We start from the raw sequence: 14,990 nt of genomic DNA, 5'->3' as shown, positions 1-14,990 counted from the left end.
ACCCGCCATCGCTGTACTTAAAGGTGATAGAGAAATCACTTGTTCCAGAGGGCATTCCAAGCTTGATAACTCTTGAGCCGTAGACGTAAAGAGTATCCCGTCCCTCGTTATTGGGGCTCCAATAAGAATAGCCTGGCATGTCGAAAAGAACGGAAATAGGACCGATGTCTTTTCCATCCCAAGAAGCATGTGAGCCTGTGGGGGATGAAAACTCGATCTTGTTTCCGCTGGTGTTTCTCAAAGAGAGGCTCGCATTGCCGGCGGCGTCGATCAGTCCGATCGACGCGGAAGATCCAGCGGTGAAGCCCGGAGCAAAAGTGGCCTTGCCTGCCGCAACGTCAGCCGCCATCAATGCATAACTGAAGCTCTTGCCCGCCTGGTTCACAAGGATGCGATCCCCGGCCACGACATCGGACTTGTCAAACGAAACTTCGACGCTCGTACCGACTGCCTTGAAGGAAAGCGGTGCCTTGGGGGCCACCGTATCCAGCACGACCGCCTGTGATTGCACAGTGCCGATGCTGCCGGCTTCATTCACCACGCGCGTCTGCACGGTCCAGTCGCCCGAGTGGCTGTTGTCGTCTTGCGCGCTCCACTTGTTGCCTTCGACGAAGGCTGCCTTCCAGGTCTTGCCGCCATCGGTCGACACCCGCAGGGTCTCACCACTGGCCAGCGCAGCCGACAAGGTGCCCTGCATCAGGCGCCCCGCGCTGCCGTCGTTGGTCAGGAAGTCGCTGGCGCTCAGGCCGCTGTCCTTGCCGATCTCGGTGACCGTGGCGGTCTGTGTCGGTGTGAAGGTGTCCACGGTCAGCTCGAAAACCGCCGTCTTGGCGCTTTCTGCATTGCCTGCAGTGGTCACGGTGGCGCTCAGGCTGTGTGGTCCTTCGCTCAGCGGCGTGTCTGGCGTGTAGCTCCAGTTGCCCTTGGCGTCGGCCACTGTCTGGCCCAGCTGGGTGCTGCCGTCGTAGATCTTCACGATGCCGTTGGCGGATGCCTTGCCGTACAAGGTCGGGGTCGCGTCATCGGTGAGGCCGCCCTTGTCGATTTCGCCAGTGGTTGGGCCCGCGTCATCCATCACACGGTCGATGGAAATCTGCAGCCCCACCGTCACGCCTTGCTGCACCAGCAGGTCGGCCTTGAAGCCGGAGTGCTGGTACACCTCGTAGACCACGCCATCGATCGTCACGTTCGCGCCCTGGGTCCAGTCACCCGGGTCGGTGCCGTTGGGCAGCAGGTCGCTCAGCCACACAGCGTCGCCCGCGTTGCCCTTGACCATCATCTGCACACGGCCATTGGCCAAGAACAGATCCTTGGTGCCGTTTTCCATCACGTCGGCCAGCGACAGGCTGAGCTTGTTGTTGCCTGTGCCGGTGATGTCGATGACTTCGACCGAACTGACCTTGTGGCCGAGCGCGGTGAGGTCGAGCACCTGGTTGGCGCCCGTCAGCTTGAGCGTGTCGAGGCCGCCGTTGCCGGAGATGGCCGAATCGGCCATGTGCTTGACGTCGGTCACGGTGAACACGTTGTTGTCCGAGCCACCGTGCAAAGTACCTGCGGATGCATCGGTCAGTGTTTGGTGTTGAGCGGAACTCGACGATTGGCCGCCTCCTGTCCACATCAAATCGCCGAGAAGGATGGCATCGTTCACACCGGGGGCGGTACCGCTGTCCAGGCAGTACACCTTGATGTAGGCAATCGGCACCTCCGAAGAGAGTCCGACCTTCAGCATGGGGTTGGGCGAGCTCGGGCTGGAGAGCATGTTTTTTGTGCCCAGCAAGACGCCTGCTTCCGAGTAGAACTCGACCTTGCCGTAAGGGGCTGCGTGTGTATTGCCATATTCGATCTCGACGAACTTGGCTGGGTGCGGGACCTTGAGGCTGACGATGCCCTGGGCTGAGAGATACAGGTGGGTCGCATCAAAGGGCTCTACGTAGCCGGCGACCATTTCAATGCCGACCCCTGTGCTGGTCGTATGCGACTCCCCCACACTGATCTTCGGGAGGTTGTCGAGCGTTTCCTTTCCCTGGAAAGGCGGCGAGATGTAGGGCGACACATTGCCCGCGGCGTCCGAGATCGCAACGGAAAGGCCGGCTGCATCCGAAGACTTGAATCCGGGAACCAGCACCTTGCCGGTAGCAATATCGGCAGCCGTCAACGCGTAGTCGAAATGGTCTCCGCGCAGGATCAGGCTGAGCTTGTGGCCCACCGCCACGCCTGCCGGATTGAATTGGACTTCGATGCCGCCGTCGGTCGCCACGACCTTGGTCGGCACGGCGGGCGCGGCATCGTCCATCGCCATGGCCTGCGATTCCACCGGGCCCAGGTTGCCTGCGGCATCCACCACGCGCGTCTGCACGGTCCAGTCGCCCGTATGGCTGTTGCCGTCCTGCGCGCTCCATTGGTCACCGGCCACGAAGGCGGTCGTCCAGGTGGTGCCGCCATCGGTCGAGACCTGCAGCGTCTCGCCCGCGCCCAGAGTGGCCGACAGCTTGCCCTGCAGCAGGCGTCCGGCGCTGCCGTCGTTGGTCAGGTAGTCGTCGGCGTCGAAGCCGCTGTCCTTGCCAATGTCGGTGACCGTGCCGGTCTGCGTCGGGGGCGTTGTGTCCACCACGAAGTTCCAGGCACTGCTGGCATCGCTGGTCTGGCCCACGGGGCTGGTGGAGGTGGCTGTGATGTTGTATGCGCCATCGGGCAGATCGATCTGGGGCGTGAAGCGCCATTTGCCGCTCTCGTCGGCCACGGCCTTGCCCAGGTAGGTCGACCCGTCGTAGAACTTGACCGTGTGGTTGGCCGGGGCCGTGCCGGCAAGGGTCGGCCTGGCGTCATTGGTGGCTTCACCTTGCTGCAGCATGTGCGGTTCGCCCACGTCGTCGAACACGCTGTCGATCACAGGCGCGTTCGGCTTGTCGGTGTTGACGGTCACCTTGTAGCGCCCGGTCGGCATCGTTTCGTTGCCGGCGGCGTCGCGCTCCACGAGCATGAAGGTGTTCAGGCCCGCGGCCAGCGGGGTGTCGACCTGGAAGGTCCATTGGCCGTTCTCGCCGATGATGGCCAGGCCCAGCTCATGGGTACCGGTGGCGTCTTTCACCATCACGGTGACGGTGTGGCCGGGCGTGCCGTTGCTGATGCCGCTGAGCAGCGGACGCGTTTCATCGGTGGTGCCGCCCGAGATCACGTTGCCGGTGACCCCGCCCACGTTGTCCGTGAAGCCGCTGACGTTCAGCCGGCTGGCGTCGGGTGGGGTGACGTCGATCTCGAAGTTGAACGCGGGGGAGGGCGCGCTCTCGTTGCCATTGGTGTCAAGCGCGGCGACCGTGATGGCATGAAGGCCCTGCAGCAGGTCGGTCGACGGCGTGAAGGTCCACGTGCCGTCGTCGGCCACTTCGGTGGTGCCGATCTCGTTGCCGTTGTCGCGAATGACGATGGTGTCGCCCGGCGTGCCCTGGCCATGGAAGCCGGGCTGGCGGTCGTCGGTCACACCGCCGGGGGCGATGGGGTTCTGGATGTCGCCGGCGTCGTCGAGGGCGCCGCCCACGATGGCGAGAGGGGCGGCGAAGGCGGTGGTCGGGAGGTCGATGGCGACCTGAGTTTTCTCGGAGGGCATGGAATTCTCTGTTCTGAAAAGGAAAGAAAAGACCGCATCGGCGCGCAAATGAACGCAGTGCAAATCAAACGGTCTGAGGGAATGGAGCACTCTAGGAAGAACGGCCCTGCGGGACCATCGGACGAGTCCGAAACCTAAGCGCGAAGGAATAAGTCGGAGCTCAAAGCGCGCACAAAGTCGTGCGGGAAGGCACATCACGGCGTGGTGGCTCAGAACTGGGCGTCGCGACGCAGCAGAAACAAAAAAACGCGACAGTCGCTGGGGGTGGCTGTCGCGTTGTCGGCTGCACCGGCGCGGGTTGCGCCGGTGAGTGGGTGGCTTACAGGAGGGTCACGTGGACCTTGTCTTCGACCAGCAGCTCGGCGGTGCCGGCGAGGTTGGTGTAGACGCTGTAGGTCACGCCACCGACGGCGGTGTTGCCGCCCTGGCTCCAGCCATCGTCGCCTGCGCTGCCGCCCAGCAGGTCGACCTCACCGTTGGCGCCGTTGACCAGCATCTGCACCTTGCCCTGAGCCGTGACCATGTCGCGCATGCCGCCGGCCAGCACGTCGCTGGTGTGCAGCGCCAGCGTGTTGCCGCCGGCACCCAGGTCGAACTTCTCGAAGCCTTGCAGCTTCAGGCCGAAGGCCGCCAGGTCGATGCGCATGGCGGTGCCGTCCATGACGAGGGTGTCGATGCCCAGGCCGCCGTCGGCGCGCTCGAAGTCGCCGCTGAGCACGTGGATGACGTCGTTGCCCGCGCCGCCATGCACCACGTCACCCGTGCCGACCTTCGTGAGGGTGTCGTTGCCGGCACCGCCTTCGAGACGGTCGGCAAAGCCGAGCCTGGCGATGAGCGTGTCGTCGCCTTGGGTCCAGGCCTGCGTCGCGTGATCGAGTGCATCGTCCGAGACGAGGTCGAGGCTGAACGTCTTGAGCGCGACGTTGCTGAGCTTGACGGTCACGCCCTGCTGCACCAGCAGCTCGGCGGCGAGCGTGGAGAACTGGTACACGTCGTACGCCACGCCCTGCACGGTGACGCTGCCCTTCTTGATCCAGTCGCCCTGGTCGTTCTTGTTGGGCAGCAGGTCGCTCAGGTTCACGGTGTCGCCGGCGTTGCCCTTGACCATCATCTGCACGCGGCTCTTGTCGCCCTGGTGGAACAGGTCGAGGCCGCCGTTGTTCAGCACTTCGGCCAGCGACAGGGTCAGCGTGTTGTAGCTGGTGCCCGTGATGTCGATGACCTCGATGGAACTGAGCTTGCTCCCCACTTTGGTCAGGTCGAGCACGTGCGCGTAGCCCACGAGCTTGAGCGTGTCGATGCCGCTGCCGCCGTGGATGGCCGCGGTGGCCTGGTTGAAGTAGCTCGCGGCGCTGACCTGCAGCGACACCACGTCGTCTCCCGCGCTGCCGTGGAAGGTCTCGGGCGCGTACTCGATCAGGTTCGGGTCGCGCGTTTCGGCCACGTGGTTCACCACGCGGTGGCTGAACGCGTCGAGCGTCACGCTCGGGCTGAGCGCCGTGACCTGGAACGAGCCGATGTCGACCAGCGCCGCCGAGGTGTAGGCGAACACCTTGGTGTGACGGGCATCGGTGCCGCCGATGAAGTTCTCGGTGTGGATCAGGTTGCCCTTCACGTCGAACACCTGGATTTGCGCACCCGTGGCGTTGTCGATGCCGGTCAGGCGCAGCGTGAAGTAGTTCGCCGGCTTGTCCAGGGTGAACAGGGCATTGGCCTGCGTGGTGTCGTTCAGCGTGAGGCCGGCCAGTGCCTTCGTGTTCACGACCGTCTTGGCCAGCGTGCCGGTGGTCGTGACCGTGAAGCCGGTGCCCGCGTACACGTCGCCCACCGGCGCCTTCTGCAGGGTGTCGCCCACCACCGTCAGCGCGGCCGTGCCCACCACGTCGTAAGGTTTGGACACTGCGCCCAGCGCGCCGTCCTTGCCGACGATCTGCACGGTGACCGCGAAGTCCTTGGCCGCACCCTGGTACGAGTAGGTCACGGTCGCCGGCACCTTGAGGGTGGCGGTGCCGTTGGTGATGTCGGCCTGCGTCAGCACCTGGTCGTAGGTGCTCATGCCCCACTGCACATGCACCTTGTCGCCGGCCTGGGCGCCGGTGCCGGCGAGCGACACGTTCACCAGCGAACCGTCTTGCGCCTTCGTGGTGGTGTAGATGCCTTCGGCCTCCGCAATGCGCGTGATGACGGGAGCCCCGGGCGCGTCGAGCAGCGTGACCTCGCGCTCGACCACCGGGCTGTTGTGCCCCTGGCCGTCGCTCACGCGGGCCTGCACGCGCCAGTCGCCGCCGTGCGCCTGGGTGTCCACGAAGGCCCAGGCCTTGCCGTTGACTGCGGCGTCGTGCCAGGTCTGGCCGCCATCGACCGACACCTGGACCTTCAGGCCGGGAGGCAGGGCGCCGCTGAGGCTGCCCGTGACCACGCGGCCCGCGCTGCCGTCGGCGGTCACGAAGTCGGTGGTGGTGCCGCTGTCCTTGCCCAGGCTGTCGATGGTGAGCGTCGTGCCCACGCCCAGCGTGACCGTCACGCCCTGCTGCACCAGCAGGTCGGCGCCGAAGCCCGAGTGCGCGTACACGGTGTAGACCACGCCGTCGAGGGTGACGGTGCCGTTCTCGGCCCAGTCGCCCGGGAAGGTGCCGTCGGGCAGCAGGCCGCTCAGCGCGACCGCGTCGCCGGCATTGCCCTTGACCAGCATCTGCACGCGGCCGTTGGCCACGAACTGGTCGACCGTGCCGTTCTCCATCACGTTCGCCAGCGACAGGTTGAGCGTGTTGTTGCCCGTGCCGGTGAGGTCGACGACCTCGACCGAGCTGAGCTTGGCGCCGAGCGCGACGAGGTCGAGCACCTGGTTGGCGCCGGTCAGCTTCAGGGTGTCGAGTCCGCCGTTGCCGGCAATGCCCGAGTCGCTGAAGTCGGCCACGGCGCCCACCTTGAAGACGTTGTTGCCCGCATCGCCGTTCAGCACGGCCGCGCTGTCGGCCGTGAGCGTGAACACGCCGGTCGTGGCGACCTTGCCGCTGCTGGAGATCTGGATGTTGTCGATCCACAGCTGGTCGTTGCCGCGCTGACCCGCGTTGTAGTAGGTGACGATCTCGAACCTGGAGAACGACTTGCCGGTCGACGCGACGTCGATGTTGATGGTGCCGTTCAGGGGCGCCATGCTGGCGCTGTGCAGCAGGCTGCCGTCCTTGGCGTACAGCCGGATGGTGGCGTAGTTGTTGTTGTCGCCGATGTAGAAGCTGAGCTTGTCGCCCACCAGTCCGCCGTCGAGCGACACGCGGATGCTGCCTGCGACCCAGAGCGCGTTCGAGTACGGCTTCTGGTGCATGTAGGGGGTGTAGTAGCTGGAATACAGGCCCTGCGGGTAGGTCATGCCGTTGACCGAGCCGCCGCTGGAGGACAGGCTGTAGAAGCTCAGGCTTCCGAGCTTGTAGGAGGCACCCGTCGGCAGGCTGATCGCGCCGGTGACGGCGTTGAAGTTCTCCAGGTACACCGATTCGCGCAGCGACTCGGCGGACACGTTGCCGGCCTTGTCCACCAGGCCGGCGGTGGTCTGGCTGCCCAGCGCGAAGGGCGCGTTGATGACGACGCGCCCGGCCGCCACGTCCGCGGCCGTCAGCACATGGTCGTAGCGCTTGTCGCCTTGGGTCAGGGTGATGCGGCCACCGACTTCCGCGTTGGCCTTGTCGAACGCCACGGTGGCCTGCGAGCCGTTGATCGTCATCGAGGTCGGGGCTGCGGGTGCGGTGGTGTCCAGGGCCACGGTGTGCGAGTTCACGGGGCCTGCATTGCCTGCCGCATCGACGACGCGTGTCTGCACCGTCCAGCCGCCGGCGTGGCTGTGGTCGTCCTGCGCGCTCCACTTGTCGCCGGTGACGATGGCCGGCTTCCAGGTGGCGCCGCCGTCGGTCGACACCTGCAGGGTTTCGCCCGCGCCCAGGGGCGCCGTCAGGCTGCCGCGCATCAGGCGGCCCGCGCTGCCGTCGTTGGTGAGGAAGTCGCTGTCGCTGGAACCGCTGTCCTTGCCGAGCGCGGTGAGCGTGGCGGTCTGCGTCGGCGCCGTCGTGTCCACGGTGAAGCCGAACGGGTCGGACGGTGCGCTGGTGTTGCCCGCCCGGTCGATGGCGGCCACCGTGATGCGGTGCGGGCCTTCGTTCAGCGCCGTGGTCGGCGTGAACGTCCAGTGGCCCGAGGCGTCGGCCGGCACGCGGCCGATCTCCACGCCGTCGTCGTACACGACGACGGTGCTGTTCGCCTCGGCCGTGCCGGTGAAGGCGGGGCGTGTGTCGTCGGTGGTCGCGCCGTCGGCCATGTTCGGGGTGACGATGCTGCCCACGTCGTCGGCCACCGACACGATGACCGGCGCCTGCGGCGCGGTGGTGTCGACCACGAAGTCCCAGGCGTTGCTGGCGTCGCTGGTCTGGCCCAGCGGGCTGGTGGACGTGGCGGTGATGTGGCGCGGCCCGTCGGGCAGCGCGGCCGTGGGCGTGAACGTCCAGCGGCCGTTGGCGTCGGCCACCACCTCGCCCAGGAAGGTCGTGCCGTCGTAGAGCCTGACGGTGTGGTTCGCCGGCGCCGTGCCGGCCAGGGCCGGCCGGGCGTCGTCGGTCACTTCGCCCTGCTGGAGCGTGTGCGGCGTGCCCACGTCGTCGTACACGCTCTCGATCACGGGCGGCGAGGGCGCGTCGGTGTTGACCGTCACGCGGTACGGTGCCGTGAGCGCGGTCTCGTTGCCCGCCGCGTCCTTCTCGTAGACACGGATCACGTTCAGGCCCGGAGCCAGCGGCGGGTCGACCTGCAGCGTCCAGCGGCCACCTTCGCCGATGGTGGCGTGGCCCAGCTCGCGCTCGCCATTCGCGTCCTTCACCATCACGATGACGGTGTGGCCGGGTACGCCGGAGCTGGCGCCGCTGATCACCGGGCGGGCGTCGTCGGTGGTGCCGCCCGAGGCCACGTTGCCGGTGACGCTGCCCACGGCGTCCATGACACCGGTGATGGCCAGCTGGCTGGCGTCGGGCGGGGTCACGTCGATCTCGAAGTTGAAAGCAGCGGAGGGCTCGCTCTCTTCGCCGGCCGCGTTGCGTGCGACGACCGTGATGGCGTGCAGGCCTTCGAGCAGGTCGGTCGACGGCGTGAATTCCCACTGGCCGTTCTCGGCGACTTCGGTGATGCCGATCAGCACGCCGTTGTCGCGGATGAGGATGGTGTCGCCCGGCGTGCCCTGGCCGTGAAAGTCGGGCTGGCGGTCGTCGGTGACGCCGCCGTGGGCAATCGGGTCCTGGATGTCGCCTGCGTTGTCGAGGGCGCCGTCGATCACGGGACGGGTCGGCGCGCTGCGGCTGGTGTCGGCTTCGAATGGTGCGCGTTCGTCAGCGGGCATCGGCGACGAGGCCGTGGTCCATCCGTCTGCACTCACCGTGCGGTCGATGTTCTTGTTGGTGTCGTCGAGGGCGACGTTTGTTCTCGGGGAGGCCATGCAGTTCCTGTGTTCTCAAAGGGGGGCGACCGGATCGGCGTGCTCATGCGCGCGCTTTGATCACGGTCTGGGGGAGCGGGCACTCTAGGGAGGCGCAGCGGGCAAGGCCATGGGACGAGTCTGAAAGACAGGCACGAAGGCATAGGCCGGCGCCGAAGCGCGAACAAAGTCGCGGGCGAAGGCACAAGGGCGAACGGGGCTGCTGTCCGGAAAGAAAAAACGCGACAGTCGCACGGGGCAACTGTCGCGTCGGGGGCGGCGCCGATGGGGCGCCGCGTGGCCTGTCTGCAGGCTTAGAGGATGGTCACGTGGACCTTGTCTTCGACCAGCAGTTCGGCGGTGCCGGCGAGGTTGGTGTAGACGCTGTACGTCACGTCGCCCACCGTGGTGTTGCCACCCTGGGTCCAGCTGTCGTTGCCGCCGAGCAGGTTCACGTCGCCATTGGCGCCGTTGACCAGCATCTGCACCTTGCCGTCGGCCATGACCATGTCGCGCATGCCACCGGCGAGCACGTCGCTGGCGTGCAGTGCCAGCGTGTTGCCGCCGGCGCCCAGGTCGAACTTCTCGATGCCCTGGATCTTCAAACCGAAGGCGGTCAGGTCGATGTGCATGGCCTTGCCGTCCATCACCAGGGTGTCGATGCCAAGACCGCCTTCAACGCGCTCGAAGTCGCCGCTGTTGATGCGGATTGTGTCGTCGCCTGCGCCGCCGTGCACCACGTCGCCGGTACCGACGTGGGTGAAGGTGTCGTTGCCGGCGCCGCCGCTGAGGCGATCGGCGAAACCGAGCTTGGCGATGATCGTGTCGTCGCCTTGGGTGTAGCCCTGGGTCGAGTTGATCAGCACCTCGTCATCGGCAAGCTCGCCTGCCACGGCATCCGACGCCACCTGGAAAGTAGCAGGCAAGCCGACCAGCTTCGAGTTGTTGACCGTGACGGTCACGCCTTGCTGCACCAGCAGCTCGGCGCCGAGCGACGAGTGCTGGTAGCCGTCGTAAACAATGCCGCCCAGCGTCACGACGCCGACCTTCTTCACCCAGTCGCCCTGGTCGATGCCGCCGGACAGCAGGTCGCTCAGCTTCACAATGTCGTCGGCATTGCCCTTGACCATCATCTGCACGCGGCTCTTGTCGCCCTTGTAGAACAGGTCGACGCCGCCGTTGTTCAGCACTTCGGCCAGCGACAGGGTCAGCGTGTTGTAGTAGCTGCCCGTGATGTCGATGACCTCCATGGAACTGAGCTTGCTCCCCACCTTGGTCAGGTCGAGCACGTGCGCGTAGCCCTCGAGCTTCAGGGTGTCGATGCCGCTGCCGCCATGGATACCCGCCGTGGCCTGGTTGAAGTAGGTCGTCGCGCTGACCGACAGCGACACCACGTCATCTCCAGTGCCGCCGTAGAAGGTCTCGGGGGCGTACTCGATCAGGTTCGGGTCGCGCGTTTCCGCCACGTGGTTCACCACGTGCTGGCTGAACGCGTCCAGCGTCACGCTCGTGCTCAGCGAGATGACCTTGAACGAGCCGATGTCCACCAGCTCCGCCGAGGTGTAGGTGAACACCTTGGTGTGGCGGGCATCCGTGCCGCCGATGAAGTTCTCGGTGTGGATGAGGTTGCCCTTGACGTCGAACACCTGGATCTGGGCGCCCATGGCGTTGTCGATGCCGGTCAGGCGCAGCGTGAAGCAGTTCGCCGGCTTGTCCAGGGTGAACAGGGCGTTGGCCTGCGTGGCGTCGTTCAGCGTGAGGCCCGCCAGTGCCGTCGTGGTCGCGGCCGTCTTGGCCAGCGTGCCGGTGGTCGTGACCTTGAAGCCGGTGCCCGCGTACACGTCGCCCACCGGTGCCTTCTGCAGCGTGTCGCCCACCGCCGTCAGGGTGGCCGTGCCCACCACCTCGTAGGGCTTGGACGCCGCGCCGATCGCGCCGTCCTTGCCGATGATCTGCGCGGTGACCGCGAAGTCCTTGGCCGCACCCTGGTAGGAGTACGTGACTGTCGAGGGCACGTTGATCGTGGCCAGACCGGTGTTGATGTCCAGCTGTGTCAGCACCTGGTCGTAGGTGCTCATGCCCCACTGGATGTGCACGGTGTCACCGGCCTTGGCACCCGTGCCGGTGAGCGACAGCGCCACCTGCGAGCCGTCCTGGGCCTTCGCCGTGGTGTAGGTGCCTTCGGCGTCCGCAATGCGCAGGATGGCGGGCGCCGCCGCCGGGGCCGTCCACGTCACGTCCTGGCTGGTCAGCACGCCGCTGGCGTGGCCCTTGTCATCGACGATGCGGGTCTGGATCTTCCAGTCGCCCGAGTGCGCCTGCATGTCGACGAAAGCCCAGTTCCCGCCGTTCAGTGTCGCGTTGTGCCAGCTGGCGCCACCGTCGGTCGAAACCTGCAGCGATAGGCCGCTGCCCAGCGGGGCCTTGAGGGTGCCGGCAATGAGGCGGCCGGCGCTGTCGTCCGCGGTGACGTGGTTGCCGGCCACCCCTTCGTCCTTGCCCACCAGGGTCACGGTGACCGCGTCGGCACCGAGCGCCGGCGCCTTGTCGGTGATGTACAGCTTCGACGTCTGGCTCTCGCCCTTGCTGTTGACGGCGGTGTAGCCATAGACGTACTCGATGTCGTCCACGAGCTGCAGCGTGTCGGTGGTGGCGTACTTGCGGAAGATGTAGTCGCCTGCGGCATGGCCGCTCGCGGTCTTCATGTACACCGAGAGCTGTCCCACGTCGGTCCTCAGGATCAGCACCCCGGACGCTGCGTCATAGGTCGCGGTGACCTTGCCGCTGGGGTTGTCCACCACCAGCTTGTCTGCGGCGGTGATGCGGAACACCTCGTTGCCGATGGTGAACTGGCTGATCTTCGACTGGGCGTCCATGACCACCTGCGTGTCGTTCTCCAGCAGGCTGCCGTAGGCCCAGGCCACGAACATCTGGTCGATCACCGTGTCCTTCAGCTTGGCCGGATCGGCGACGACCACCGTCGTTCCGCTGGTCGACACCTGATTCAGGGCGGGAAAGCCGGCACCCGAGCCGATGGCCACCGTGGTGACCTCGATCTGGTTCGCCGTCGCCGTCTTGCCGTCCGGGTCCGCCATCAGGGCGTGCCATTGCTTCAGCGTGGCGGCGCTGGCGTCCGTGGTGGGGTAGCCATCCGACAGGAAGAACACCTGCTTCGTCTTGTAGGGGTTGTTGCCCGCGGCGGCGTACTCCGCCTTGATGACTTGGCTTGCCAGGGTCAGCGCGGCATTGAAGTTGGTGTTTTCGCCGCGCGAGACCGTCGAGTCGATGGCCGCGAGCAGCTTGATGTAGTTCGGGTCTTTCTCGCCGTTGAAGGTGAAGGTTCCCTCGTGGGTCGCACTGTCCCCGAAGGCGATCAGGCTGAACGTGGCCGGCACGTTCATCTTGGCGTACGCCTCGGCCAGCGCCCGCATGGACTGGACCTGGTTCGCGCTCTTGGCTCCCGCCATGCTGCCGGACACGTCCGCGATGAAGGTCACGCTGATCGACTTCTTGCTTTCGAGCAGGCTGGCGTAGTCGTCGCCGCTGTTGTCCACGCTGAAATCGATCGCCTTGGAGGGCGCGCTGCTGTTGCCCGCCGCGTCGACGACCGTGTGGCTGAAGCTGTGCTGGCCGAGGTCCAGCGGCACGGAAGGCGTGAATGTCCAGTCGCCTGTGTCGTTGGTCTGCGTGTGGCCGATTTCCTTGCCGTGGTCGTAGATGAAGACGGTGGTGTTCGGCTCGGCCTTGCCCGAATACGTCGGAGTGATGTCATCGGTGACGGAACCATGGGAAATGGGGCCTTGAATCGCCCCGGCGTCGTCAGTCAGTACAGCGTCCGACGCTGAAGGCGCCGTGTAGTCGGTGCTCAGCACAAACTCGCTGGAAGGCGCGCTCACGTTGCCTGCCTTGTCGGTGGCAGTGACCGTGAACTTGTGTTCACCCTCGGCCAGCGGCGACGTCGGCGTGCAGTTCCAGTTGCCGCTGCTGTCGGCCACGACCGTGCCGAGCTTGATCGCACCGTCGTACACCGTCACGGTGCTGCCGGGCTCGGCCTTGCCCGCCAGCGTGGGCGAGGGGTCGTCGGTCACGCCGCCGTTGGGCAGCAGGCCCTGCTTGCTGCCCACGTCGTCGACCGCCGTGTCGATGGTCGGCGTGTTCGGTGCCACGGTGTCGATCGTGAAGCCGAAGACCGGCGTCGGGTTGCTCACGTTGCCCGCCAGGTCGGTGGCGGTGGCGGTGATGTTGTGCCGGCCCTGGGCCATGTCGGCCGGAGGCGTGAAACTCCATGTGCCATCGGCTTGCACGACGGCGCTGCCCAGGAAGTACCCGCTGGCATACACCTTGATGGTGCTGCCGGCCTTGCCCGAGCCCTGGATCTCGGGGCGCAGGTCGTCGGTCAGGCCGTCGGCCGCGATCGGGCCCTTGACGCTGCCCTGATCGTCCATGACCCGGTCGATCGACACCGTCACATTCTTGGTGTCGATGACGAGGTTCAAAGGCTCGCCCTGGCCGCTGCTGTTGCCTGCAGGGTCCACCACCTCGGTGGTCAGCGCGTGCGGGCCGTCTGCCAGCGGCGAGGTGGGCGTGAACGTCCAGTTGCCATTGGCGTCGACCGGTGCGTCGCCGATCTTCACGCCGTTGTCGTACACGTTCACCGTCGCGCCGGGCTCCGCCTTGCCGTTGAGGGTGGGCTTGTTGTCGTCGGTGGTGTCGCCGTTCGAGAGAGGGCCGGTCTTGCTGCCCACGTCGTCGATCACCTCCAGGCCCGTGACCTGGCCGGGGGGCTGCGTGTCCACCGAGAAATTCCAGATGCCGGTCGCATCGCTGGTCTGGCCCAGCGCGTTGGTCGCGGTGGCGGTGATGTCGTGCGGGCCATCGGCCAGCGGGACGTCGGGCGTGAAGTGCCAGGTGCCGGTGGGGTCGGTCACGGTCTCGCCCAGGTAGGTGCCGTGGTCGTAGACCTTGACCGTGGTGCCTGCCTGTGCCGTGCCGATGATGGTGGGCCTGGCGTCGTCGGTCACTTCGCCCTTTTGCAGCATGTGCACCTCACCCACGTCGTCCTTGACGTTCTGGATCGACGGAACCTCCGGACGCCCTGTCTCCACATTCACCTGGTAGCGCCCGGTGGGCGCGGTCTCGTTGCCGGCGGCGTCGCGTTCCACGAGCATGAAGGTGTTCCGGCCGGCAGCCAGAGGGGCCTCGACCTGGAAGGTCCACTGGCCGTTTTCGCCGATGGTGGCCAGGCCCAGCTCATGGGTGCCGGTGGCGTCTTTCACCATCACGGTGACGGTGTGGCCGGGCGTGCCATTGCTGATGCCGCTGAGCAGCGGGCGTGTTTCGTCGGTGGTGCCGCCCGAGATCACGTTGCCCGTGACCCCGCCCACGTTGTCCGTGAAGCCGCTGACGTTCAGCCGGCTGGCGTCGGGCGGGGTGACGTCGATCTCGAAGTTGAACGCGGGCGAAGGCGTGCCCTCGTTGCCGCTGTCGTCGCGCGTGACGATGGTGATGGCGTGCTGGCCTTCGAGCAGGTCGGTCGAGGGCGTGAAGGTCCAGTTGCCGTTGGTGCCGACCTCGGTGGTGCCGATCTCGGTGCCGTTGTCGCGGATGACGATGGTGTCGCCTGGCGTGCCCCGGCCGCCAAATTCGGGCTGGCGGTCGTCGGTGACGCCGCCGTGGGCGATGCTGCCCAGGATGTCGCCGGCGTCGTCGGCGGCGCTGCCCACATGAGGAGGCGGGGGCGCAAAGGTCGATGCGAGGTCGGTGTTCTGGGAAAGGGCGACGCTGTTCGTCTGCTCGGAGGCCATGGAATTCCTGTGCTCTGAAATGAAGAAACCAGACCGCATCGGCATGCGAGCGAACGCAATCCGATCGTGGGGTCTGGTGGGGTAGGGCACTCTAGAAAGAAGCCCTGTGCAAGGCCATCGGACGAATCTG

At 66.3% G+C, this 14,990-nt stretch carries 3 protein-coding genes; all 3 read right to left on the bottom strand.

Features of this window, described 5'->3' with window-relative positions; translation table 11 throughout:
* Window positions 1–3,604, bottom strand: a 3,604-nt coding sequence (locus tag AC07SQ_RS06485; protein ID WP_495313001.1) for an Ig-like domain-containing protein, incomplete at its 3' end; no start/stop codon positions are given.
* Between the two features lie 319 nt (window positions 3,605–3,923).
* Window positions 3,924–9,077, bottom strand: a complete 5,154-nt coding sequence (locus AC07SQ_RS06480) for an Ig-like domain-containing protein (RefSeq protein WP_495270379.1) — start codon at window positions 9,075–9,077, stop codon at window positions 3,924–3,926.
* 293 nt (window positions 9,078–9,370) lie between these two features.
* Window positions 9,371–14,860, bottom strand: a complete 5,490-nt coding sequence (locus AC07SQ_RS06475; RefSeq protein ID WP_495270380.1) for an Ig-like domain-containing protein — start codon at window positions 14,858–14,860, stop codon at window positions 9,371–9,373.
* Between the last annotated feature and the right edge of the window lie 130 nt (window positions 14,861–14,990).

It is taken from the genome of Variovorax sp. GW821-FHT06D12 (genome assembly GCF_059419205.1).
Note: the sequence above shows the minus strand (reverse complement) of the source record. Positions and strands in the feature narration are given on the sequence as shown.

Excerpts from the sequence above, each read along its gene's own strand:
- AC07SQ_RS06475 (WP_495270380.1), bottom strand. The coding sequence starts at position 14,860 with ATGGCCTCCGAGCAGACGAACAGCGTCGCCCTTTCCCAGAACACCGAC.
- AC07SQ_RS06480 (WP_495270379.1), bottom strand. The coding sequence starts at position 9,077 with ATGGCCTCCCCGAGAACAAACGTCGCCCTCGACGACACCAACAAGAAC.